General features: G+C 69.0%; 18 protein-coding genes and 1 pseudogene. 8 read left to right on the top strand and 11 right to left on the bottom strand.

Translation table 11 applies throughout. The features are described 5' to 3' along the window. Positions 1 to 29 precede the first annotated feature (29 nt). The 4 genes from ASC95_RS15845 to ASC95_RS15830 are packed head-to-tail and all read left to right on the top strand — an operon-like array spanning position 30 to position 7,108. Positions 30 to 2,255, top strand: coding sequence for a bifunctional diguanylate cyclase/phosphodiesterase (locus ASC95_RS15845; protein ID WP_057298681.1), 2,226 nt, complete (start codon positions 30 to 32; stop codon positions 2,253 to 2,255). Continuing rightward, positions 2,255 to 3,058: an orotidine-5'-phosphate decarboxylase gene (gene pyrF, locus ASC95_RS15840; protein WP_057298680.1), complete on the top strand. Its 804-nt coding sequence runs from the start codon at positions 2,255 to 2,257 to the stop codon at positions 3,056 to 3,058. The genes ASC95_RS15845 and pyrF overlap by 1 nt, the downstream gene beginning before the upstream one ends. A 2-nt stretch (positions 3,059 to 3,060) precedes the next feature. After that, positions 3,061 to 6,366 (top strand): PAS domain S-box protein, encoded by a 3,306-nt coding sequence (locus ASC95_RS15835; protein WP_057298679.1) that lies wholly within the window; start codon positions 3,061 to 3,063, stop codon positions 6,364 to 6,366. Between the two features lie 28 nt (positions 6,367 to 6,394). Further along, the gene (locus ASC95_RS15830) at positions 6,395 to 7,108 is read left to right on the top strand and encodes a queuosine precursor transporter (protein WP_057298678.1); all 714 of its coding nucleotides are present in this window, start codon (positions 6,395 to 6,397) and stop codon (positions 7,106 to 7,108) included. 21 nt (positions 7,109 to 7,129) lie between these two features. Here ASC95_RS15830 and ASC95_RS15825 read toward each other — a convergent pair whose 3' ends face one another. Then, a complete protein-coding gene (locus ASC95_RS15825) occupies positions 7,130 to 9,457 on the bottom strand; it encodes a xanthine dehydrogenase family protein molybdopterin-binding subunit (RefSeq protein ID WP_057298677.1) in 2,328 nt (775 codons plus the stop codon). After that, on the bottom strand, positions 9,454 to 9,918 hold the full coding sequence (locus ASC95_RS15820) for a (2Fe-2S)-binding protein (RefSeq protein ID WP_057298676.1): 465 nt from the start codon (positions 9,916 to 9,918) through the stop codon (positions 9,454 to 9,456). The genes ASC95_RS15825 and ASC95_RS15820 overlap by 4 nt, the downstream gene beginning before the upstream one ends. 71 nt (positions 9,919 to 9,989) lie before the next feature. On the opposite strand from ASC95_RS15820, the gene ASC95_RS15815 reads away from it, so the two are divergent. Beyond that, on the top strand, positions 9,990 to 10,658 hold the full coding sequence (locus ASC95_RS15815; protein WP_057298675.1) for a hypothetical protein: 669 nt from the start codon (positions 9,990 to 9,992) through the stop codon (positions 10,656 to 10,658). On the opposite strand, the gene ASC95_RS15810 is transcribed toward ASC95_RS15815, so the two are convergent. From ASC95_RS15810 to ASC95_RS15795, 4 genes are all read right to left on the bottom strand, one after another. Further along, complete coding sequence (locus ASC95_RS15810; RefSeq protein WP_057298674.1) at positions 10,655 to 11,425, bottom strand: xanthine dehydrogenase family protein subunit M; 771 nt, start codon at positions 11,423 to 11,425, stop codon at positions 10,655 to 10,657. The genes ASC95_RS15815 and ASC95_RS15810 overlap by 4 nt on opposite strands. Positions 11,426 to 11,435: 10 nt before the next feature. Further along, positions 11,436 to 13,790 (bottom strand): xanthine dehydrogenase family protein molybdopterin-binding subunit, encoded by a 2,355-nt coding sequence (locus ASC95_RS15805; RefSeq protein WP_057298673.1) that lies wholly within the window; start codon positions 13,788 to 13,790, stop codon positions 11,436 to 11,438. A gap of 1 nt (position 13,791) precedes the next feature. After that, positions 13,792 to 14,268, bottom strand: coding sequence for a (2Fe-2S)-binding protein (locus ASC95_RS15800; RefSeq protein ID WP_082567836.1), 477 nt, complete (start codon positions 14,266 to 14,268; stop codon positions 13,792 to 13,794). A gap of 116 nt (positions 14,269 to 14,384) precedes the next feature. Continuing rightward, positions 14,385 to 14,867, bottom strand: a complete 483-nt coding sequence (locus ASC95_RS15795; protein WP_057298672.1) for an ester cyclase — start codon at positions 14,865 to 14,867, stop codon at positions 14,385 to 14,387. A 126-nt stretch (positions 14,868 to 14,993) separates the two neighbouring features. On the opposite strand from ASC95_RS15795, the gene ASC95_RS15790 reads away from it, so the two are divergent. Next, complete coding sequence (locus ASC95_RS15790) at positions 14,994 to 15,974, top strand: XdhC family protein (protein ID WP_082567885.1); 981 nt, start codon at positions 14,994 to 14,996, stop codon at positions 15,972 to 15,974. Between the two features lies 1 nt (position 15,975). Here the strand turns inward: ASC95_RS15790 and ASC95_RS15785 are convergent, their stop codons facing one another. Next, complete coding sequence (locus tag ASC95_RS15785) at positions 15,976 to 16,608, bottom strand: DUF6515 family protein (RefSeq protein ID WP_057298670.1); 633 nt, start codon at positions 16,606 to 16,608, stop codon at positions 15,976 to 15,978. A gap of 120 nt (positions 16,609 to 16,728) precedes the next feature. Here ASC95_RS15785 and ASC95_RS15780 point away from each other — a divergent pair, with 120 nt between their 5' ends. Then, on the top strand, positions 16,729 to 17,355 hold the full coding sequence (locus tag ASC95_RS15780) for a glutathione S-transferase family protein (protein WP_057298669.1): 627 nt from the start codon (positions 16,729 to 16,731) through the stop codon (positions 17,353 to 17,355). A 1-nt stretch (position 17,356) separates the two neighbouring features. Here the strand turns inward: ASC95_RS15780 and ASC95_RS15775 are convergent, their stop codons facing one another. From ASC95_RS15775 to ASC95_RS15760, 4 genes and pseudogenes are all read right to left on the bottom strand, one after another. Continuing rightward, positions 17,357 to 18,487 carry an ABC transporter permease gene (locus ASC95_RS15775; RefSeq protein ID WP_057298668.1) on the bottom strand — a complete coding sequence of 377 codons (1,131 nt, stop codon included), beginning with the start codon at positions 18,485 to 18,487 and terminating at the stop codon, positions 17,357 to 17,359. Between the two features lie 226 nt (positions 18,488 to 18,713). Beyond that, a pseudogene (gene ccmA / locus ASC95_RS15770) lies at positions 18,714 to 19,457 on the bottom strand (heme ABC exporter ATP-binding protein CcmA); the annotation flags it as partial. Further along, positions 19,454 to 20,395 carry an HlyD family secretion protein gene (locus ASC95_RS15765; protein WP_082567834.1) on the bottom strand — a complete coding sequence of 314 codons (942 nt, stop codon included), beginning with the start codon at positions 20,393 to 20,395 and terminating at the stop codon, positions 19,454 to 19,456. The pseudogene ccmA and the gene ASC95_RS15765, both read right to left, overlap by 4 nt. 9 nt (positions 20,396 to 20,404) lie before the next feature. Further along, entirely contained in the window at positions 20,405 to 21,034 is a 630-nt protein-coding gene (locus ASC95_RS15760; RefSeq protein ID WP_057298666.1) for a TetR/AcrR family transcriptional regulator, read from the bottom strand. A gap of 128 nt (positions 21,035 to 21,162) precedes the next feature. Between ASC95_RS15760 and ASC95_RS15755 the strand changes: the two genes are divergently transcribed. Continuing rightward, the gene (locus ASC95_RS15755; RefSeq protein ID WP_057298665.1) at positions 21,163 to 22,734 is read left to right on the top strand and encodes a methyl-accepting chemotaxis protein; all 1,572 of its coding nucleotides are present in this window, start codon (positions 21,163 to 21,165) and stop codon (positions 22,732 to 22,734) included. The last annotated feature ends 1 nt before the right edge of the window (position 22,735 follow it).

Genomic DNA, 22,735 nt, shown 5'->3' with positions numbered 1-22,735 from the left:
CCGGACCCCTGCCGCCGTATAGCCCGTTCATGAGCTTAGCGCCCGACTCCAGCGACAACCCCGCGCTCAGCCAGGCTTTGCGCGAATTGGATGTCATCCTGGCCAACGCGGGCGTCGGCGTCGTCTTCGTGAAGGCGCGCACGCTGATGCGCTGCAACCAGCGCTACGCCCAGATTTTCGGCTTTGACAGCCCAGACGCGGCCGTCGGCACCAGCAGCCTGGAGCTGTACGAGAGTGAGCAGGACGCCCGCAGCCTGGGTGCCCGGGCCTACCCGGTGCTGGCCGCCGGCGAGACCTTCCGCGACGAGCAGTTGATGCGGCGCCAGAACGGCGAGCTGTTCTGGGCCCATCTGACGGGCCGCCTCATCCATGCCGACGACCCGGCCGATGGCTCGATCTGGATCGTCGACGACATCCACGAGCGCAAGCTGGCCGATGCCACGCTGCAGGATCTGCACGCCGAGCAGCAGCTCATCTTCGACCACGCGATGGTCGGCATCGTCTTCCTGCGCGGCCGCCGCGTGACGCGCTGCAACCGCGCCTTCGAGCAGCTGTTCGGCTACGCGCCGGGCGAGCTCGACGGCCAGCTGTCGCGCGCCTGGTACCTGACCGACGAGGACTGGAAGGCCGCTGGCGACGCCTGCTACGCGCCGCTGGCGCGCGGCGATGCCTTCCACGCCGAGATGCTGCTCGCCCGCAAGGACGGCAGCTCCATCTACTGCGAAGTGCGCAGCAAGGCCATCGACCGCAGCGACCTGTCGCGCGGCTCGATCTGGATCACCCAGGACATCACCGCCCGCAAGCAGGCCGAGCTGGAGCTGGTGCAGGGCAAGGCCCAGCTCGAAGCCCTGGTGGCGCAGCGCACCGAGCAGCTCAGCCAGACCGTCGCGGCCCTGGAGCTCAAGATTGCCGAGCAGCAGGCCGCCGAGGCCCGTGCCGAGCGCCTGGCCCTGTTCGACGGCCTGACCGGCCTGCCCAACCGCCATCTGCTGGCCGACCGCGCCAGCCAGGCCATCGATATCGCGCGCCGCGGCGACGAGCCGCTGGCCGTGCTCTTCCTGGACCTGGACCACTTCAAGAACGTCAACGATTCCCTAGGCCACCGCGTCGGCGACAGCCTGTTGACCCAGCTCGCCTCACGGCTGCGTGGCGCGGTGCGCGAGCAGGACACCGTGGCCCGCATGGGCGGCGATGAATTCGTGCTGGTGCTGCCGCTGACCGACATCGCCGGCGCCGCCCACCTGGCCACCAAGCTGATGGCCCTGGCCAGCGCGCCGTTTCATGTCGAGCAGCAGGAGCTGACCGTCACGCCGTCCATGGGCATCGCGATGTTCCCGACCGACGGCGACGACTTCGACACGCTGTGCAAATGCGCTGACGCGGCTATGTACCGCGCCAAGAAGGACGGCCGCAACGCCTACCGCTTTTTCACCAGCGAGATGCAGGCCCAGTCGGCCCGCACGCTGCAGCTGGAGAACGCGCTGCGCCGCGCCCAGGAACGCAACCAGCTCAGCCTGCATTACCAGCCGCAGTTCTCGCTGGATGCCGATGGCGAGAGCACCATCGTCGGTGCCGAGGCCTTGCTGCGCTGGAGCCACCCCGAGCTGGGCTGGGTGTCGCCGGCCGAGTTCATCCCGGTGGCCGAGACCTCCGGCCTGATCCTGCCGATCGGTGAATGGGTGCTACGCGAAGCGCTGTCGCAACTGCGCCGCTGGGACGCCGCCGGCCTGCCCGGGCTGACCATGGCCGTCAACCTGTCGGCCGTGCAGTTCCGCCACGATGACCTGCCCGAACTCGTCGGCCGCGTGCTGGACGAGGTCGGCATGCCGGCCGGGCGCCTGGAGCTGGAGCTGACCGAAGGCGCCGCCATGGACAACCCGGCCGTTGCCATCACCGTCATGAACGAGTTGCATGCCCGCGGCGTGCATCTGTCCATCGACGACTTCGGCACCGGCTACTCGTCGCTGAGCTATCTGAAGAAGTTCCGCGTCAGCAAGCTCAAGATCGACCAGTCCTTCGTGCGCGACCTGACCGACGACGCCGAAGACCGCGCCATCGTCGACGCCGTCATCCGCATGGCCGGCGCCTTGGGCCTGCAGACCCTGGCCGAGGGTGTCGAGACCGAAGGCCAGCTCGCCTTCCTGCGCCGCCAGGGCTGCCATGCCGTGCAGGGGTATCTGTTCAGTCGGCCCCTGCCGGCGGAAGCTTTTGCAGAATTCGTCATTGCCCGCACCACCCCCATTTCCGCCTACTGATGACCTTCGTCGCCCAGCTCCAAGCCCTGACCCCCCAATCGCGCCTGTGCGTCGGCCTCGATCCCGAGCCGTCCAAGCTGCCGGGCGCCTGGGCCGGCGACGCCTCGAAGTTCTTTGACTTCTGCGCTGCGATCGTGGATGCGACAAAGGACCTCGTCTGCGCCTTCAAGCCGCAGATCGCCTACTTCGCCGCCCACCGTGCCGAAGGGCAGCTCGAGCGCCTCATCTCGCACATCCACGAGGTCGCGCCCGGCGTGCCCGTCATCCTCGACGCCAAGCGTGGTGACATCGGCTCCACCGCCGAGCAGTACGCCCGCGAGGCCTTCGTCCGCTACCAGGCTGACGCCGTCACGCTGTCGCCCTTCATGGGCTTCGATTCCGTCGAACCCTATCTCGCCTATGAAGGCAAGGGCGCCATCCTGTTGTGCCGCACCTCCAACAAGGGCGGCGACGACTGGCAGATGCAGCGCCTGGCCGACGTGCCCGGCCAGCCTCGGCTGTTCGAGCATCTGGCCCATCTGGCCGAGACGCAGTGGAACCGCAACGGCCAGCTCGGCCTTGTCGTGGGCGCCACCTACCCTGGCGAGATCGCCCGTGTGCGCGAGCTCGCGCCGACCCTGCCGCTGCTGGTGCCCGGCGTCGGCGCCCAGGGTGGCGATGCGGCGGCCGTCGTGCAGGCCGCGGGCCGCAGTGCGCCGCTGGCCGTGAACTCCTCGCGCGCCATCCTCTACGCCAGCAGCGGTGCCGATTTCGCCGAGCGCGCCCGCGCCGTCGCTGAAGCAACCCGCAGAAGCCTCCTCTGAACATGGTGCGGACCGGCGAAGAACTCAGCAGCCTCGTCGGGCACGCCGAACCGCCCGAGCAGCAGCGGGAACGTTTGCAAACCAGCATGCGCTGGCAGGCCTCGCTGGTGTTCTTGATGGCTTGCGGCCCGGTCTTCGTGCCGGTGGCCGCGCTGCTGTGGCTCACGCGCCAGCGCGGTGAATGGCTGGACGGCTGGCCGCCGGTGGCGTTGGCGCTGCTGATTTCGGTGCTGGCCCTGCTGCGCCTGGTCGTGCTCTCGCGCGCGCCGCGCCGCAAGGAACAGCCTCTCATCACGCTGGGCATGATGGCGCTGGTACTGGCCCTGCCGGTGGCCGCGGCCGTGTCGCGCGACCTGGGCCTGTGGTCGCTGTGCCTGCCGCTGATGAGCCTGGTCGTCGCCTTCGCCACGGGATTGCTGGGCCTTTTTGCCGGCGCCGTGCTGACGTTGCTGGGCGCCGTCGCGCTGGCGGGTCTTGGCGCTGGCGAGGCACTGGGCTGGGTCACGCATCCCATGGGAGCGTCCAGCCTCGTGCTGCGTGTCATCGTGCAGTTCGGTCTGCTGGGCTCGGGCCTGGTGGCCGGCCTGGGCCTGCTGAAGATGGTCAAGCGCTCGCTGGCCGAGGCCGACGAGCGCACGGCGCGTTTCCGCGGCCTGCTGGGCATGGCGGTGGACTGGTACTGGGAGATGGACCGCGAGTTCCGCTTCACCCATGTCGCCGAGGAAAGGCCCGGCGCCTCGGGCCTGGACCTGAATAGCCGCTTGGGCAAGACGCCCTGGGAACTCGACGGCATGGGCCTGTCCGACGACGAGCTCGATGCCCACCGCGCCGACCTCGAATCGCACCGGCCCTTCCACGGCATGGTGGCGCGCCGCGTCGGGACCGACGGCAGCGCGCGCTGGGTCTCCATCAGCGGCGAACCGCGCTTTGACGCGCAGGGCAATTTCCGCGGCTATTGGGGCGTCGGCCGTGACGTGACGGGCGAGGTGGCGGCCGAGCAGACCGTGCAGGCGACCGAGACGCGCTACCGCGAGTTATTTCGCCGCTCGCCTTCACCGCTGGTGCTGCACCGCTGGGGCCGCGTTGTCGACGCCAACCCCGCCGCCATGGCCATGTTCGGCTACGCGCAGCGTTCCAGCATGATCGGCCAGGACCTGTTCAGCCACTACGAGCCTGGTGACGATGAGACCGCCCGCCAGCAGGCCACGCGGCTGGAGGGCATGGCTCCCGGTGCGATGCAGCCCATGGCCGAGTACCGGCTGCGCACGCTGTCGCGCCGCCGTCGGCTCGTGCAGGCCACCAGCGTGCGCGTCGAGACCGCTTCGGGCCCGGCCACGCTGACCTTCTTCACCGACCAGACCGAGCAGAGCCGCGCCCAGGATGCGCTGCGCCGCTCGGAAGGCCTGCTGTCGCACCTGGTGGCCACCAGCCCCGATGTCATCACGTTGACCGAGGCCGAGAGCGGCCGCTATGCGATGGTCAACAAGGCTTTTGAGAGCCTGACCGGCTGGAGCAGCTCTGAAGTGCTGGGCCGCACGGCCGAGGACATCGGCATCTGGCACAACGCGGCCGACCGCACCACCATCCGCGAGGCCATCCGCCGCGACGGCCTCGCCAACAACGTGCCCATCAGCTTCCGCCGCAAGGACGGCAGCGCCGTCTCCATGCTGGTGTCGGTCGCGCCTTTCGAGATGGATGGCCAGAACTACCTGGTGCTGTATGCGCGCGATGTGAGTGAGAGCGAGCGCACCCGCCTCGTGCATGGTGCCATCCTGGAGAACGCGTCCATCGGCATCGCGCTGACGCGTGACCAGCAATTCGTGCTGGCCAATCCGCGCGTCGAGGCCATGTTCGGCTGGGAGCGCGGTGCGCTGATCGGCCAGCATGGCAGCGTCGTCTGGCCCAGCGTCGAGGAGTGGCAGGCCGTGGGCCGCGACCTCGGGCCGCAGCTCGCGGGCGGTCAGCAGGTCGAGGCCGAGCGCATCATGCGCCGCCGCGACGGTTCGACCTTCCTGGCCCGCCTGCTCGCCCAGGCCGTCGACCCGGCGCACCCCAGCCGCGGCGGCACGATCTGGATCATCGAGGACGTCACCGAGCGCCGCCGCGTCGAGCAGCAGCTTGCGCACGCCAAGGACGAGGCCCAGGCCGCCAGCCGCGCCAAGAGTGCCTTCCTGGCCAACACCAGCCATGAGATCCGCACACCGCTCAACGGCCTGCTCGGCCTGGGCCGCCTGGCCCAGCAGCCCGACCTTTCCGACCAGCAGCGGCGCGACTACCTCAACCAGATGATGGACAGCGCCGAGAGCCTGTCCGGCCTGATCTCCGACATCCTGGACCTGTCCAAGATCGAGGCCGGGCGGCTGACGCTGGAGAGCCAGCCCTTCTCGCTGCGCGAGCTGCTGGCCTCCATCCGCCTGGCCTACCTCACGCTGGCCCAGGCGCGCGGCCTGACCTTCGCCGTCGAGATCGATCCGGCCCTGCCGAGCTGGGTCTTCGGCGACCCACTGCGCACGCGCCAGATCCTGTCCAACTACCTGACCAATGCGCTGAAGTTCACCGAGACCGGCGGCGTCACGGTCAGCGTCAAGGCCCTGCCTGCCAACGCCCGCGGCAGCGCCGGCGAATGGGTGCACATCGAGGTGCGTGACACCGGCCCCGGCATCGCCAGCGACCAGCAGGGCCGGCTCTTCCAGCCCTTCACCCAGGCCGACGAGTCGACCACGCGGCGCTTCGGTGGCACCGGCCTGGGCCTGTCCATCTGCCGCGAGCTCGCCATGCTGATGGGCGGCGATGTTGGCGTCAACAGTGCGCCGGGTGAAGGCTCGGCCTTCTGGGCGGAGCTGCCCCTGCCCGCCGCGCCCGCGCCCATGGCCCACCAGCCGCGCGAGACGCGTGCCCAGAGCGCGGCCCATGAGGCTCTGCACGGCCGGCGCGTGCTGATCGCCGAGGACCACCCCGTCAACATGCTGATCGCCGTCGCCCAGCTGGAGCAGTGGGGCATGGAGGTCGCGCAGGCCAGCGACGGCCGCCAGGCCATCGAGGCCGTGCTGGCCGCGGCCAGCGTCGGCAAGCCCTTCGACATCGTGCTGATGGACGTGCAGATGCCCGTCATGGGCGGGCATGACGCCACCCGCGAACTGCGCAAGCACTTCTCGGCCGCCGAGCTGCCCATCGTCGCGCTGACGGCGGCGGCCCTGATCTCGGAGCGCGACGATGCCTTCGCCGCCGGCATGAACGACTTCCTGACCAAGCCCATCGACACGCCCAAGCTGCATCAGACCTTGCTGCGTCTCACAGGCAAGCACTGACAATGCCGCCTCCAACAGGAGGAGCCCCATGACCCCATCAGCGCCCCGCAGCTTCAAGTACTACGACTTGATCATGGCGGCCTTCGTCTGCGTGCTGCTGTGCTCCAACCTGATTGGCGCGGCCAAGGCGGCCCAGCTGACCCTGCCGGTCATCGGCACGGTCACTTTCGGCGCCGACCTGTTCTTCTTCCCGATCAGCTACATCTTTGGCGACATCCTGACCGAGGTCTACGGCTATGGCCGCGACCGCCGTGTCGTCTGGGCCGGCTTCGGCGCCCTGGTGTTCTCGGCCTTCATGGCCTTTGTCGTCGTCAACCTGCCGCCGGCGCAGAACGACTTCATGGCTGCTTACCAACCGCACCTGGACGCCGTGTTTGGCAACACCTGGCGGATCGTCGCGGGTTCGATGATCGCCTTTGCCTGCGGCAGCTTTGCCAACAGCTTCGTGCTGGCCAAGATGAAGATCGCCACGCAGGGCCGCTTCCTTTGGGCACGCATCGTCGGCTCCACCGTCGTTGGTCAGCTCGTCGACACCGGCGTCTTCTTCCTGATCGCCTTCTACGGCATCTGGCCCAACGACCAGCTCTTCGCCGTCATCGTCACCCAGTACCTTTTCAAGACCATCTGGGAGGCCGTCATGTACCCGCTGACCGCCAAGGTCGTCGCCTTCTTGAAGCGCGCCGAGGGCGAAGACCACTACGACCGCGACACCAACTTCAACCCGTTCTCCATCAAGGTCTGAGGCACCCCGCTCTGGTGCCGCTCAGCCGCGCAGCGGCAGGCTGCGTCGGCGCTCGCCTGTCAACGCAAACCAGGCGTTGGCGACTGCCGGCGCGACCGGCGGCAAGCCCGGCTCGCCGACGCCGGTCGGTGGGCCCTCACTGGGCATTAGATGGGTTTCGATGACAGGGCATTGGGCCAAGGCCATCAGCGGGTGGTCGGGGAAGCTCTTCTGCCGCACTTCGCCGTTGACGATATCGATGCGGCCCCACAGCGCCGCGGTCAGGCCGAAGATGATGCAGCTCTCCATCTGGCGCACGACGATGCCCGGGTTGACGACCGTGCCGCAATCAATGGCGCAGACCACGCGCTTCGCCCGTGGCCCGTTCTCTTTCGCGACCTCCACCACCTGGGCCACGACGCTGCCAAAGCTCTCGTGCACGGCCACGCCGCGGGCCACGCCGGCGGGCAGGGGCTGCCCCCAGCCTGCCGCCTCGGCCGCCTTCTTCAGCACCGCCTGGTGGCGTGGCAGGCCCTCCAGCAGCGCGAGGCGAAAGGCCACCGGGTCGGCCTTGGCGGCATGGGCCATCTCGTCGATGAAGCTTTCCTTGAAGAAGGCGTGGTGGGAATGGCCCACCGCGCGCCACATGCCGACCGGCACGCCGCTGTGCGTGGCCTGGTGGGCGACGCGCGCATGGGGAATGGCATAGGCCAGGTCGAACAGGCCTTCGGAAGCGGTCTTGTCGGGCGCGTCGCCGCGCTTGAAGAGGGCAGCCGGCGCGCGGCCATCCGGGAAGGCGTTGCGGTTCAGCACGTCCAGCGTGGTCGCAAGGCCGGGCATCACGCGCTCGGCCCAGCGTGACAGCATCGAGTCCGCCGCATTCGTGATGGCCAGCGCCACGGGGCGGCCCGCCGCATCCAGCCCGCCCTGCAGCACGGCCACCTCGGCTGGGCGGTAGAAGTCGTGCGTCATGTCCTCCTCGCGCGACCAGACCAACTGCACCGGCAGGCCGCCCATCTCCAGCGCGATGCGCACGGCCTGACCGATGAAGTCCACCTCCAGCCGCCGGCCGAATCCGCCGCCGAGATAGGTCACGTGCACAGCCACGGCTTCGGGCGCCACGCCGGCGACGCGCGCGGCGACGTCGCGCGCAAAGCCCGGTACCTGGGTCGGCGCCCAGACTGTGACATGGCCGTCCAGCACTTGGGCGGTGCAGTTCATCGGCTCCATGGTGGCGTGAGCCAGATGAGGCGCGCTGTAGACGGCCTCCAGCTTCGTCGCGGCTCCGGCCAGCGCAGTTTTCACGTCGCCCCGCTTCAGGAAGGCGAAGCCATCACCGGCTTCGTGGGCGCGACGCGCCTCACTCTCCAGCGAGGCGAGGATGGCCTTGGAATCCAGCCTGCCGTTCGGCGGCGGCTGCCACTGCACGTCCAGCGCTTTGGCCGCCTCCAGGGCATGCCAGGTCGTGTGGGCGACGACGGCATAGGCCGCCGTTGAGCCGGCGATGGGGCCGAGGGCCACGACCCGCAGCACGCCGGGCCGGGCGCGCACGGCGTCGACATTGGCTGGCCCCAGGCCGCCGCCCAGCATGGGACAGTGGCGAATGGCGGCGAAGACTTGGCCATGCTCGCGCACATCCAGGCCGAAGCGCGCACTGCCGTCCACCTTGGCGGCCAAGTCCAGGCGGGGCAGGGCCTGGCCGATCTGCGTCCACTGGCTGCGCGGCTTCAGCACCACGTCACCCGGCGGCGTCAGCGCGGCCTGGGTCGCGAGTTCGCCATAGTGGCTGAGCGCGCCGCTGGCATGGTGGATGACGCCGGCCTTGACCGACAGTTCGGCCACCGGCAGCTTGTGCTTCAGCGCCGCGGCGCCGAGCAACTGGGCGCGCGCCGTGGCGGCCGCCAGGCGCAGTGCATCCCAGGCGTCGGCGGTGCTCGAGGACCCACCGGTCAGGTTCAGCCCCAGCTCGCGGGCAATCTTGGCCGTCACCCAGGACGAGAACTTGAAGGCGCGGCGCTGCTGGTCGCGCGGGCCGAAAGGCACGCTGCCGAGGAAGGCGGCGATGTTGCCGTAGATGGCCTCGTGCCCGGCCTCGGTCAGGCGCACGCTGGCCAGCGGCACATCCAGCTCCTCGGCGACGAGCTGCGATAGCGCGGTGTGCACGCCCTGGCCCATCTCGCTGCGGTTCATGGCCAGCAGCACCTTGCCGTCGGTCGCGATCTTGATCCAGCCGTTCAGCCCGACCTCGCCATCGACCGGCGGCAGCGTGTGCGCGTGGCCCAGGCGCGAGCGCGGCGGCATGAAGCCCCAGCCGACGATCAGCACTCCCAACGCACCGGCCCCGGTCAAGAGTAGCGTGCGCCGCTTCATTTCTTGATTCCCTTTGCGGCTTGCTTGATCGCGGCCCGCACGCGCGGATAGGTGCCGCAGCGGCAGAGGTTGGTCATCGCCGCATCGATGTCGGCGTCGCTCGGGGCCTTGTTCTTTGCCAGCAGCGCTGCGGCGGCCATCAGCATCCCGCTCTGGCAGTAGCCGCACTGCGGGACTTGCTCGGCCAGCCAGGCGAGTTGTACGGCGTGAGGGTGGTCCTTGCTGCCAAGCCCCTCGATGGTCGTGACGGACTTGCCCGCGACAGCGCCCACTGGCGTCACGCAGGAACGGGTGGCTGCGCCGTCGACATGCACCGTGCAGGCGCCGCAGGCGGCGATGCCGCAGCCGAACTTGGTGCCGGTCAGGTTCAGGCCGTCGCGCAGCGCCCACAGCAGCGGCATCGCCGGGTCGCTGGCGATGTCCGGCAGCGTCATGGCCTGGCCGTTTACTTTCAGTTCCATCAAGGCGGGCCCGGGCGGGTGAAACATCAAAACTGCAGCGCAGGATAGCGGGCAGGATCGAAAATAGCGGCATGAGCCTCCCCCAAGATGCAACAGCACCCGACCTGCTGTTCGCCCTGCTCCCGGACAGCGGCATCGCCCCCGACGGCCCCGACACGCTCGCACCGCTGGCGGCCGCCCTGCACGCCCAATATCCCAACGCGTTGACGCTCAATCTGCACCCGCCCCTGCGTGACGCCGAGGGCCGCTGCCGCTGGTGGCTGGACGCAGCGCCCGGCGCCGAGGGCGTCAGCGCTGCGCTGCCCCATCTGATCGAGCGCCTGCGCCTGGAGGCCCGCAAACTGGATCTTCCCTGGCAGCGCGTTGCGCTGGCCGGTGTTGGCGACGGCGCGTTGCTGGCGCTGGAGGCCGTGCAGGCAGAAGGCGAGCTCGTCGGACGCGTGCTGGCCTTTGCCGGCGGCTATCTGGCACGGCCGGAACATGCGCCGCAGGACGTCTGCGTGCACCTGCTGCATGGCTTGGCGGACCAGCGCTTCCCCTACCGCCACGTGGTCGACGCGGCGCAGTCTCTGGTCGACCTCGGCGCCGATGTGACGGCCGATCTGCTACCCCACCTCGATCACGGCCTGCACCCGGCCCTGATCGACAAGGCCATGGAGCAGCTGCGCACCTTCATCCCGTCGCGACTGTGGCGCGAAGCGGTGGTGGCGGCGCAGGAGAGCGAAAAGACTGCGAGCTAAGCCGCTGCGATGGCCCGCGCGGCCAGCTCCGGGATCAGCGCTGCACGATAGGCCGCCGTGCCGTGCAGATCGCTGTTCAGCCCATCGGCGCTGACCTTGATTGACCGCGCCGCGGCCGCGCTCCAATCGCGGCCGAGCGCCGTCTCCAGCTCGCTGCAGCGGAACACGCCCGGCCCGGCGCCGGTGACCGCCACGCGCACGCCGCTGTCCAGGCGCGCCACGAACACACCCACCAGCGAGAAGCGCGAAGCCGGCTGCTTGAACTTCTGCCAGGCCGCCGCCTTCGGGATAGGGAAACTGACCGCGGTGATCAGCTCGCCGTCCTGCAGCGCCGTCGTGAACAGGCCCAGGAAGAAGTCGTCGGCCGCGATGGTGCGGCTGCTGGTGTGGACGGTCGCACCCAGGCCCAGCACGGCGGCGGGGTAGCAGGCGGCGGGGTCGTTGTTGGCCAGGCTGCCGCCCAGCGTGCCGACATTGCGCACCTGGCGGTCACCGATGCGGCCGGCCAGGTCGGCCAGCGCGGGAAGAGCGCGCCGCACGTCGGCCGACGCAGCGACCGTGGCATGCGTCGTCGCGGCGCCGATGCGTACGGTCTTGGCATCGACCGTGATGCCTTGCAACTCGGGCAGGCGGCGCACGTCAACCAGGCCTGCGGGCGCGGCCAGGCCAAGCTTGATGGCGCCGAGCAGCGACTGGCCGCCGGCCAGGAACTTGTCGTCGGCGCCCAGGCGGGCGGTGGCGACCGAGGATGCGGCTTGGTAGTTCATGGTCGTCTCCTCATGTGGCCGATTGCATGGCTGTCCAGACCGTGCACGGCGTCGCCGGCATGGCCAGGTCCTTGACGCCGATGGCGTCGCAGATCGCGTTCATCACCGCGGCCGGCGAGCCGATGGCGCCGGCCTCGCCGCAGCCCTTCACGCCCAGCGGGTTGTGCGTGCAGGGCGTGCCCTTGGCCGTCTGCACCTGGAAGCTGGGCAGGTCGTCGGCGCGTGGCATGGCGTAGTCCATGTAGCTGCCGGTCAGCAGCTGGCCGCTGTCGGCGTCATACACGCCATGCTCCAGCAGCGCCTGGCCGATGCCCTGCGCCAGGCCGCCATGCACCTGGCCCTCGACGATCATCGGGTTGACGATGTTGCCGAAGTCGTCCACCGCGCTGAAGCGGTCGATGCGCACAACCCCGGTCGTGGGGTCCACCTCGACCTCGCAGACATAGCTGCCGGCCGGGTAGGTGAAGTTGCTCGGGTCGTAGAAGGCGTTCTCGTTGAGGCCGGGCTCCAGCTTGTCCAGCGGGTAGTTGTGCGGCACATAGGCCGTCAGCGATACCTGGGCGAAGGGGATGGCGCGGTCGGTGCCGGCGATGCGGTATTCGCCGTCCTTGAACTCGATGTCGCCCTCGCCGGCCTCCAGCAGATGGGCGGCAATCTTCCGGCCCTTGGCGATGACCTTGTCCACCGCCTTCACGATGGCCGCGCCGCCCACGGCCAGCGAGCGGCTGCCGTAGGTGCCCATGCCGAACAGCACCTTGCCGGTGTCGCCGTGCTGGATGTCGATGTCCTCCAGCGGAATGCCGAGCCGGTCGGCCACCACCTGGGCGAAGGTCGTCTCGTGGCCCTGGCCATGCGAATGGCTGCCGGTGAAGACGGTGACCTTGCCGGTCGGGTGCACGCGCACCTCGCCGGCTTCGAAAAGGCCCGCGCGAGCGCCCAGGGCGCCGGCGACGTTGCTGGGCGCGAGGCCACAGGCCTCGATATAGGTCGAGTAGCCAATGCCGCGCTTCAAGCCCTTCGCCGCGCTGACGGCCTTGCGCGCGGCATAACCTGCCACGTCGGCGAGCTGCTGCACTTGGGTCAGCGTCGCGTCGTAGTCGCCGATGTCATAGGTCAGGCCCACCGGCGTCGCGTACGGGAACTCCTTGATGAAGTTGCGGCGACGCAGCTCGGCGGGATCGATGTCCAGCTCGTGCGCGGCCGTCTCCACCAGGCGTTCGACGACATAGGTCGCCTCGGGCCGGCCAGCGCCGCGGTAGGCGTCCACCGGCGCGGTGTTGGTGAACACGCCCGTGACTTCGGCGTAGATCTTGGGCGTCGTGTACTGGCCGGCCAGCAGGGTCGCGTACAGGATGGTCGGCACGCAGGAGGCGAAGGTGGACAGGTAGGCGCCGAGATTGGCCGTCGTGTGCACGCGCATGGCCAGGAAGCGGCCATTGCTGTCGGTGGCCAGTTCGGCCGTCGTCACATGGTCGCGGCCGTGGGCGTCGCTCAGGAAGCTCTCGCTGCGCTCGGCCGTCCACTTGATCGGCCGGCCCAGCTGCTTGCTGGCCCACACCAGCGCCGTCTCCTCGGCGTACAGGAAGATCTTGGAGCCGAAGCCGCCGCCCACGTCGGGCGCCACGACCCGCAACTTGTGCTCGGGGATGCCGAGCACGAAGGCGCACATCAGCAGGCGCTCGACATGCGGGTTCTGGTTGGCCACGTACAGCGTGTAGTGGTCGCTGCTGGGGTCGTAGCTGGCGTTGGCGGCGCGCGGCTCGATGGCGTTGGGGATGAGGCGGTTGTTGCGGAAGTGGAGCTTGGTGATGTGGGGGGCAGCCGCCATTGCCGCGTCCGTCGCGGTCTTGTCGCCGCAGCCCCAGGTGTAGCAGCGGTTGTCCGCGGCTTCGTCATGCACGGTGCCCGCATGGCCGGCCGCGCTGGCCGTGTCGGCGACGGCTGGCAGCTCGTCGTAGTCCACCTCCACCAGCGCCGCCGCGGCCTTGGCTTCTGCCAACGTTTCGGCAACGACCAGGGCCAGTGCGTCGCCCACGTAGCGCACCTTGCCGTCGGCCAGGATGGGGTGCTTGGGCTCCTTCATCGGCGTGCCGTCGATGTTGTTGATGAGCCAGCCGCAGGGCAGGCCGCCCACGTCGCGGAAATGCTCACCGGTGTAGACGCCCAGCACGCCCTCGGCCGCCTTTGCCGCGGTGGTTTCGACGCGCTTGAGCCGCGCATGCGCATAGCTGCTGCGCACGAAGACGCCAAACGTCTGGCGCGGCAGCACGATGTCGTCGGTGTACTGGCCGCGGCCGGTCAGGAAGCGCGCGTCCTCGCGGCGCTTGATGCTCTGGCCGATGAAACCTTCCTTGGGCGAGTTCATGTCACACCCCCTTCATGGCTTGAGCGCCGACTTGCACGGCACGCACGATGTTCTGGTAGCCGGTGCAGCGGCAGATATTGCCCTCCAGCCCCTCGCGGATGGCTGTCTCGCTGGAGCAATCGTGGTGCTGCACGAGGTCGATGGCGCTCATGACCATGCCGGGCGTACAGAAGCCGCACTGCAAGCCATGGCATTCCTTGAAGGCGGCCTGCATGGGATGCAGCACGCCGTCGGCGCCGGTCAGGCCTTCGATGGTGGTCACCGCCGCGCCGTCCGCCTGCACGGCCAGCATGCTGCAGGCCTTCACGGCGCGGCCGTCGAGATGCACCGTGCAGGCGCCGCACTGGGCGGTGTCGCAGCCGACATGGGTGCCGGTCAGTGCCAGGTCTTCGCGCAGAAATTGCACCAGCAACTGGTCGGGCGCGACCTCGCGGCTCACCGTCCGCCCGTTTATTGCCAGCTTGATAGGAATGCCCATCTCGATGTCTCCTCGGTGCGGCCTGGGTGGCCGTCGCGAGGCTATCGTCGCCTGCCGTCGGGCAGGCAGGGGCTGCGCAAACCCCTATAGATGGGCAGTCAGTTGCCGGGCGGGTGTCAGTGCTTGGTGTCGGGGTCCCAATGCTCGGCGATCTTGCCGTTCTCGATGCGGAACATGTCGAACCAGGTGGTCGTGTAGGTCTTGCTGGCGTCCTTGGGATCCGGCAGCTCGCTGACGAAGCTGAGGATGACCAGATCGCGCTCGGCCACGATGGAGACCAGCGGCGCCCTGACGCGGGCTTCGATGGGCTTGGATGTGGCGACCTTGGAGAACACGTCGACAAAGCCGGCGCGCCCGGTGGGCACCTCCGGGTTGTGCTGCATATAGGACTCGGCCAGGTAGCGGTCCGCCAGCTCCATGTGCCCGCCCTCGAAGACCTCGCGCCAGAAGTTGTAGACCAGGCGCTTGTTGGCCGCGAGCTTGGGGTCGCTGCTGGCCAGCAGCTTGGCGTGGTCGGGCTGGGCCACGACGGGCAGCTGGGCGAGGGCAGGGCCTGCCAGCGTGGCAGCCAGCAGGCTGGCGAGGAGGGCTTTCTTCATGCGCATGCTTTCAACGAGGGGCGGCCAGTTTAGGAGCCGTCAGGGCGCGCAGGTCATGGCCGCTGCAAGGTGAATACCGTTCGCGGTATGGTCGCGGCGGAGTTCGCGCACGCACAAGCACCCCCCATGGACAACCTCGATCTCAACGTTCTGCGCACGGCCGCCGGCTGGCGTGCCGAAGCGCGCGGCGTCGTGCTGGGTACGATCACGCGCACTTGGGGCTCGGCGCCGCGGCCGGTGGGCTCATTGGTTGCAGTGCGGGATGACGGCTTGATTGCAGGCTCGGTGTCGGGCGGCTGCATCGAAGACGACCTGGTCGCCCAGCTGCGCGCCGGCAGCCTGACGCTGACCCAGCCAACGCCGCTGCGCTACGGCGTTGGCGCTGAGGAGGCGCGCCGCTTCGGCCTGCCCTGTGGCGGCACGCTGGAGCTGATGCTGGAGCCGCTGGGGCCGCAGTCGGGCGTGGAGGCATTGCTGGCGCGGCTGGAACGTGGCGAGCGCGTGCGCCGCACGCTGGAACTGGCCACCGGTACGGCCACGCTGGCCGACGCAGAGCCCGGCGCCGACACGCTGACGCTGACGGGCACCCAGCTGGTCAGCCACCACGGCCCGCAATGGCGGTTGCTCGTCATCGGCGCCGGCCAGATGACCGACTACCTCGCGCAAATGGCCCTGGCCCTGGGCTATGGCGTGACCGTGTGCGACCCGCGCGCCGAGTACGCCGACGGTTTCAATCTACCCGGCGTCACGCTGACCCGCGACATGCCCGATGACGTTGTCATCGCCTTCAAGCCCGACGGCGCCACGGCCATCGTCGCGCTGACCCACGACCCCAAGCTCGACGACCTTGCGCTGATGGAGGCGCTCAAGGGCGCGGCCTTCTACGTTGGCGCCATCGGCTCGCGCGTCAACCAGGCCAAGCGTCGCGCGCGGCTGGGCGAGCATTTCGGCTTGACTGATGCCGAGCTGGACCGGCTGCACGGCCCGGTGGGCCTGGACATCGGCGCCCGCACGCCGCCGGAAATCGCGCTGAGCATCCTGGCCGAGATGACCGCGGTGCGCTACCGCGTGGCCGGCAGTCGTCCCGAGGCCGGCTGCGCGGTCTGACTCACTTCATCGTGTAGCCGCGGCCGTCCATGCAGGCGTCAACGGCACGGTTGAACACGCTGGCATCGGCCTGAGCGTTGGGCTGTGTCGTCGCCCAGCGGTTGCAGTCGCGGCGGTCGTTCTCCAACTGCTCGGGCGACTGGCCGTTGCGCGGGTAGATGATGGGTTCGGCCTTGGGCGGGGGCGGTGGCGCGGCCGGCACGACCTGCGCCGTGGCGGCCTCGGGAGGCGGCGTCGCCACGACATAGCCCTCGGGCACCGGCCGGTAGTAGACGCCGTTGGCGTAGTAGTAGGGCAGGCCGCCCAGGGTCAGCGTCACATAGGACGGCGGCAGCAACGGGATGACGACGCCCACCGGCGGCAGCACGACGCGGTAGCTGGAGCCATAGGGCCGGTACCAGACGCCACCGTGGAACCAGTAGCGGCCCGGGCCGGCACCGACGATGACGGCCCCGTGGGGCACGTGCGGCGCCACGTAGCCAGGCGCCGGGTAGTAGTGGTCGTGGTGGTAGCGGTTGTCAAACACCATGCCGACGTTGGCGCGAACGCGCACGTCAGCGTGGGCAACCGGGGCACAGAAGGCGGCGCCCAGCGCGAGGGCGGCCGCAGCGGTGGAGTGGAGCAGGGTCTTCATCGTCTTCAACCAGGAGCCGGGATGCAGGGGCAACGCCGTCAGGTTGGGGCGGGTGCACTGCGGAGGTATTGCGGCCACGTAAAGTTCGCCGCTCCCCTTCCCCAGCCCGTCGCCGCCGCCATGATCGAACTGCTTTATTACCCCAGCAACGCCAGCTTTGCACCCCATCTCCTGCTCGAGGAAATGGGCATTCCCTACACGCTGCGCCAGGTGGACCGGGCCAACAACGAGCACAAGTCGCCGGCCTATCTCAAACTCAACCCGAACGGCGTGATCCCGGTGCTGGTCGACGGCGACCTGGTGCTGTACGAGACGGCCGCCATCCTGATGCATCTGGCCGACTGCCACCCAGGCTTTGCGCCGGCAACCGGCACGGCCGAGCGGGCCCAGTACTACAAGTGGATGGTCTGGCTGACCAACACCCTGCAGGCCATGCTGATCCACTACTTCTACCCCGACCGCATGGCCGCCAACGCCGACGAGGTGAAGGCCCGTGCCGAGGCGCAGATCGCGCCGATGCTGGACCAGATGGACGCCGAACTGGCCCGCCATGGCGGCGACTGGTTTCTGGGTGACCAGTTCACGGCCGTGGACCCGCTGGCCTTCATGCTGTGCCGCTGGACGCGCATGCAGGCCAATCCGGCCAAGACGCGGCCGGCCCTGCGTGCGTACCTGCAACGGGTCTTCGACCGGCCGGCGACGCAGCGTGTGGTGGCCAAGGAAAAGTTGCTCGATCCAGTTTTCTGAGTCAGTCCAGCGTCTGCCGGTAGCGCAGCAAGGCGACGCTGCCGGCCACCGCCAGGAAGCCCAGCATGGGCCACAGCTCGGGCAGCAGCTCGGCCCCTCCCGAGCCCTTGAGCATGACGCCGCGCACGATGCGCAGGAAGTGAGTCAGCGGCAGCACCTCGCCGAGGTATTGCGCCCATTGCGGCATGCCGCGGAAGGGAAACATGAAGCCCGACAGCAGCATGGACGGCAAAAAGAAGAAGAACGTCAGCTGCAGGGCCTGCAGCTGGTTCTGCGCCAGTGTCGAGAAGGTGAAGCCTACGCCCAGGTTGGCCAGCATGAAGACGCCGATCATGGCCAGCAGCAGCGCCACGCTGCCCACCATGGGCACGTTGAACAGCGCAAAGGCCGCGCCGAGGATGACGCCCAGCTGTACGTAGCCCAGCACGATATAGGGCAGGATCTTGCCGGCCATGACTTCGAAGGGTCGCACCGGCGTGGCCAGCAGGTTCTCCATCGTGCCGCGCTCACGCTCGCGCGTCATGGCCAACGCCGTTAGCATGACCATGGTCATCGTCAGGATGGTGCCCACCAGGCCCGGCACGATGTTGTAGCGGGACAGCCCTTCCGGGTTGTAGCGGCGCTGGATGCGCACCTCGAAGGGCAGGGGCTGCGGCGCCCGCGAGGCCAGGGCGGCACCGCGCAGGTCGCGGTTCAGCGCCGTCTGGCCGAGTTGGCTCAGGGCGGCGATGGCGTTGCCGCCGGCCGACGGATCGGTGGCGTCCGCGGCAATCAGCACGGCCGGCTTCTCGCCGCGCACGACGCGGGCGCCGAAGTCGTCCGGCACGACGACCAGGAACTGGATGTCGCCGCGCTGCAGCAGCGCGTCGCCGCGCGACTCCGCGATGCCGCTCTCGACGACGTGGAAGTAGCCGCTCGTCTGCAGCGCCGCGACCAGGCTGTGCGCCATCGGGCTGGTGTCCTGCGAGACGACGGCCGTGGGCAGGCCCTTGGGGTCGGTGTTGATGGCATAGCCGAACAGCACCAGCTGCATGATGGGCACGCCCACCGCCATCGCAAAGGTCAGCTTGTCGCGCAGCATCTGCTGCACTTCCTTCAGCGCGATGGCGAAGATGCGGGCCAGAGACTGCATGTCAGTTCTCCATGCGGGTTGGCCAGCACCCGCGATGGATGAAATGGCGGAAATGCAACCACGGAGGCACAGAGGCACGGAGAACTCCGTTCCTGCAGTCGCTCTGTGTCTCTGTGCCTCTGTGGTCGCCTTTGAATTTCATTCAGTGAGCCTCGGCGAAGTTGTCGGTCGCCTGACCGACGAGCTTGACGAAGGCGTCTTCGAGATCCTTGGCGCCAGCCTCTTGCACGATGGATGCTGCGGTGCCACGCGCAAGCACGCGGCCGTAGGCGATATAGACCAGCTCGTCGCAGCGCTCAGCCTCGTCCATGTAGTGGGTGGAGACAAGCACGGTGATGCCCTCCTGTGCGAGCTGGTGGATCTGGTCCCAGAACTCGCGCCGCGCCTTGGGGTCGACACCGGCCGTGGGTTCATCCAGCAGCAGCAGGCGGGGCTTGTGCAGCAGGCAGGCGGCCAGGGCCAGGCGCTGCTTCCAGCCGCCGGACAGCGCGCCGGCGAGCTGCTTCTCGCGGCTCTTCAGTCCCAGCCGCTCCAGCGCATCGTCGACGGCTTGCCTGCGGTTTCCCATCGAGAACAGCCGCGCAATGAAGTCCAGGTTCTCGCGGATCGACAGGTCTTCGTAGAGGCCGAACTTCTGCGTCATGTAGCCGACCTGGCGCTTGACCTCGGCGGCCTGGTGGCGGAAGTCCAGGCCCAGCACCTTGCCCTCTCCGGCGTCGGGCGTCAACAGGCCGCAGAGCATGCGCAGGGACGTCGTCTTGCCGCTGCCGTTGGGGCCGAGGAAGCCGACGATGCGGCCGGTGGCGACCTGCATGTCGAGGCCGTCGACCACCTTGCGGTTGCCGTAGGACTTGCTCAGCCCCCGCACATCAATGGCCAAATCACTGGCCCCTCGGTCACCGGGTACGGCGTCCGATCCCCCGAGGGGATGCGCGCCGGCTTGGGGCGGCCCTGCGCTCGGCGCCGTCATTGCGTGACGTCCAGTGGCTGTCCTGGATGCAGCCGCTCCGCGTCCTCGGCCTTCACCGGCCGCGCTTCGACAAGGAAAACCAGCTTGTCGCGCTGCTGGTTGGAGTAGATGACCGGCGGCGTGTACTCGGGCCCGGCGGCGATGAAGCTGATGCGCGCGGGAATGGCAGCACCGCAGCCGTCGCAGTGCAGGTTCACGGGTGCGTCCAGCTTCAGTCCGCCGACGACAGATTGCGGCACATAGAAGCGCGCCTTGCGGTTGGCCGGCGGCAGCAGGGCCAGCACAGGCTGGCCCGCGGCCACCCATTCGCCGGGGCGCAGGAAGACGTCCTGCACGCGGGCCGGCATGGGCGCGCTCTGGCGCTTTTGCTCGACGCGCCAGGCCGTCTGCGCGCGGCCGCTCTCTGCGGCCTGCGCGAGGGCGCGGGCGGCATTGCGAGCGTCATCCCGCGCCGGCAACCGGCCCACTTGCAACGCGGCGTCCAGCTCCATCACGCGGGCGCGGGCCTGGGCCAGCACCGTCGCCGCGTCGTCGACGCGGGCCTGGGCGACGAAGCCCCGGCCTAGCAACTCCTGCTGGCGCGTCAGGTCGATGCTGGCCAGGCGTTCGGCGGCGCGGGCCTGGTCGAGTTGAGCCTTCGTGACGGCCAGCTCGGGGCCGCGCCGGCCCTTGTCGGCATCCTGTGCCTGGGCCTGCGCGCTTCGCGCGCGTGCGCTGGCCTCGGCGTCGGCGGCGAGCTCGGGTGTCGCATCCAGCTCGAACAGCGCCTGGCCGGTGGTGACGGCCTCGCCGGAGCGCACGGCCAGCGTTGCCAGCCGACCGGCCACCGGCGGCGCGATGTAGACCAGCTCGGCCTCGGCATAACCCGTCCAGCCCTCGGGCGGCTTGTCGCCGCAGCCGGCCAGCAGCACGGCGAGCAAGGGAAGGATTCGTTTCATGTCGACTCCTCAGACGCCGCTGGCCAGGCCGAGCAGCGCCCATTCGATGCGCCGTTGCAAGGCCGCATCCGACAGCACCTCGTCGTCCACCGCGGCCAGCAGAGCGGGGGGGACGACATCGATGGATTTCATGCCGCCGACCAGGATCAGCGGCGCAACGACTGCGCCCATCAGAAAGGAAAAGCGTGTCAGCAGCGGTTGCCGCGGCAGGCGGTCGCGCGCCTGCGCCTCCTGCAGCAGGGCAAGCAGCACACTCAGGTGGCGTGGCGCATTCGCGCGCAAGAAATCCTGGGCCACGGCCTGGCCGGCCTGCGCATCGGCCCAGACCCGCGCGATCAGCGGCCGGTGTTCGCGCACGAAGCGGGCCACGCCCAGCAGCGCCGCGCTCAGGCGCTCCATGACGTCGCCGTCGCCAGAACTCGTCAGCGACAGGGCGCTGAACATCTCCTCATAGTGCTGCTGCAGCAAGGCGCGCAGGAAGACGTCCTTGCTGCCGAAGTGGTAATGGACCATGGCCGGGTTGACGCCGGCCGCCTCGGCCACGCGGCGTACCGACAGGCCCGCGCAGCCCAGCGCGGGGTAGAGGGTGGCGCCGGCGGCGAGCAGGGCCTGATCCTGATCCTGACTGGGGCGAGACATGTCGGCGATTATTGGTCAAGTGTTCAGTAACCACAAGTTGCGGCAAAAGGTCGCTTGCCATCAGTCGCCGCTTCACTAGCATGCAGGCAACGGGGTCGTGGCTAGCGACCCAACTAGGAGACACGGACATGGACCTCGCCACCTGGATGCGCAGCTTCACCATCCGCACCCGCATGCACGGGGCCATCTTGCTGGTGCTGCTGATGTTTGCCGCTTTGGGAGTGACCGGCTTGCTTGGCGGACGCCAGCTGATGGCGCTCAATGTCGACGTCACCACGCATGCGATGCGCGACCTGCAGCACCTGGCCACCATCCGCCAGGGGCTGGCCGATGTGCGGCTGGAGGAAAAGGAGATGGTCATCGCCTATGAGACGCCCGAGCAGGTCAAGCAGTTCCGCCAGCGCTGGGACGCCGCAGCCCAGCGGCTGGTCGCGGCGCTGCAAGGCCTGCAGGAGGGCACGCGGGAGGAGAACAAGGCCGTGGCGGCCGAGGCGCTGAAGTTCCTGCAGGACTACCGCACAGCGGCCCAGCCGGTGCTCAACCAGATCGAGGCCGGCGGCTTTGACACCGCCAAGGTGGCCGACCGCATGTTGAACCGGCCCAAGGCAGCGATGCGCGAGACCGAGAAGCGCGTTGAGAGCATCGCCGCCCTCATCGATACCCAGGCCAAGGCCACCGAGGCCGCATTCAGCGCCGAGATGGGCCGCATCGCCTGGCGATCGCTGGCCGTGCTCGTGCTCGTCATGGTGCTCGTTGTGCCGCTCACGCTGATCAACTCGTCCACCATCACCAGCCCGATGCGCTATGCCGGCAGCGTCGCCCAGTCCATTGCCAGCGGCGACCTGAACAACGCCATCCGCATCGTCGGCCGTGACGAGGCCTCCGAGCTCCTCCGCGCCCTGGATGCGATGCAGTCGAGCCTGCGCGACCTGGTGCGGCAGGTAAAGACCTCGGCGATGAGCATCGAGACGGCCAGCACCGAGGTCGCCTCGGGCAACCAGGACCTGAGCCAGCGCACCGAGCAGGCGGCGTCCAGCCTGCAGCAGACGACCAGTTCGATGGAAGACCTGACCAGCGGCGTGCGCCATGGCGCCGATGCCGCTGGCAAGGCCCGCCAGCTGGCCGAAGGCGCGGCCGAGGTGGCGCGCCGCGGGGGCAAGGAGGTCGCTGACGTTGTCGCGACGATGGAGCAGATCAACACCAGTTCGCGCCGGATCGGCGACATCCTCGGTCTCATCGACAGCATCGCCTTCCAGACCAACATCCTGGCGCTGAACGCGGCCGTCGAGGCAGCGCGCGCCGGCGAGCAGGGGCGCGGCTTCGCGGTCGTCGCCAGCGAGGTCCGCCTGCTCGCGCAGCGCTCCGCCGATGCGGCGCGCGAGATCAAGTCACTGATTGCGGCCAGCCTCGAGCGCACCGAAACCGGGTCCCGCCTCGTGCAGCATGCCGGCACGACGATGCAGGAGATCGTCGACAACGTGCAGAAGGTCAGCGACATGATCGGCGAGGTCGCCACCGGTGCGGCCGATCAGAGCGCGCGCATCGGCCAGATCAATGGCGCCGTCAGCCAGCTCGACCACATGACGCAGCAGAACGCCGCGCTGGTGGAGGAGTCCGCCGCCGCGGCCGACAGCCTGCGCCAGCAGCTGCAATTGCTGACGGGCGCCGTGGCGCAGTTCAGGCTCGACGGGAACGCCTAGA

It is taken from the genome of Pelomonas sp. Root1217 (assembly GCF_001425705.1).
In the GTDB taxonomy this organism is placed as follows: domain Bacteria; phylum Pseudomonadota; class Gammaproteobacteria; order Burkholderiales; family Burkholderiaceae_C; genus Pelomonas.
Note: the sequence above shows the minus strand (reverse complement) of the source record. Positions and strands in the feature narration are given on the sequence as shown.

Bases quoted from the DNA above. Each gene is read 5' to 3' on its own strand.
- ASC95_RS15845 (WP_057298681.1), top strand. From the start codon at position 30: ATGAGCTTAGCGCCCGACTCCAGCGACAACCCCGCGCTCAGCCAGGCT.
- pyrF (WP_057298680.1), top strand. From the start codon at position 2,255: ATGACCTTCGTCGCCCAGCTCCAAGCCCTGACCCCCCAATCGCGCCTG.
- ASC95_RS15835 (WP_057298679.1), top strand. From the start codon at position 3,061: ATGGTGCGGACCGGCGAAGAACTCAGCAGCCTCGTCGGGCACGCCGAA.
- ASC95_RS15830 (WP_057298678.1), top strand. From the start codon at position 6,395: ATGACCCCATCAGCGCCCCGCAGCTTCAAGTACTACGACTTGATCATG.
- ASC95_RS15825 (WP_057298677.1), bottom strand. From the start codon at position 9,457: ATGAAGCGGCGCACGCTACTCTTGACCGGGGCCGGTGCGTTGGGAGTG.
- ASC95_RS15820 (WP_057298676.1), bottom strand. From the start codon at position 9,918: ATGGAACTGAAAGTAAACGGCCAGGCCATGACGCTGCCGGACATCGCC.
- ASC95_RS15815 (WP_057298675.1), top strand. From the start codon at position 9,990: ATGAGCCTCCCCCAAGATGCAACAGCACCCGACCTGCTGTTCGCCCTG.
- ASC95_RS15810 (WP_057298674.1), bottom strand. From the start codon at position 11,425: ATGAACTACCAAGCCGCATCCTCGGTCGCCACCGCCCGCCTGGGCGCC.
- ASC95_RS15805 (WP_057298673.1), bottom strand. From the start codon at position 13,790: ATGAACTCGCCCAAGGAAGGTTTCATCGGCCAGAGCATCAAGCGCCGC.
- ASC95_RS15800 (WP_082567836.1), bottom strand. From the start codon at position 14,268: ATGGGCATTCCTATCAAGCTGGCAATAAACGGGCGGACGGTGAGCCGC.
- ASC95_RS15795 (WP_057298672.1), bottom strand. From the start codon at position 14,867: ATGAAGAAAGCCCTCCTCGCCAGCCTGCTGGCTGCCACGCTGGCAGGC.
- ASC95_RS15790 (WP_082567885.1), top strand. From the start codon at position 14,994: ATGGACAACCTCGATCTCAACGTTCTGCGCACGGCCGCCGGCTGGCGT.
- ASC95_RS15785 (WP_057298670.1), bottom strand. From the start codon at position 16,608: ATGAAGACCCTGCTCCACTCCACCGCTGCGGCCGCCCTCGCGCTGGGC.
- ASC95_RS15780 (WP_057298669.1), top strand. From the start codon at position 16,729: ATGATCGAACTGCTTTATTACCCCAGCAACGCCAGCTTTGCACCCCAT.
- ASC95_RS15775 (WP_057298668.1), bottom strand. From the start codon at position 18,487: ATGCAGTCTCTGGCCCGCATCTTCGCCATCGCGCTGAAGGAAGTGCAG.
- ASC95_RS15765 (WP_082567834.1), bottom strand. From the start codon at position 20,395: ATGAAACGAATCCTTCCCTTGCTCGCCGTGCTGCTGGCCGGCTGCGGC.
- ASC95_RS15760 (WP_057298666.1), bottom strand. From the start codon at position 21,034: ATGTCTCGCCCCAGTCAGGATCAGGATCAGGCCCTGCTCGCCGCCGGC.
- ASC95_RS15755 (WP_057298665.1), top strand. From the start codon at position 21,163: ATGGACCTCGCCACCTGGATGCGCAGCTTCACCATCCGCACCCGCATG.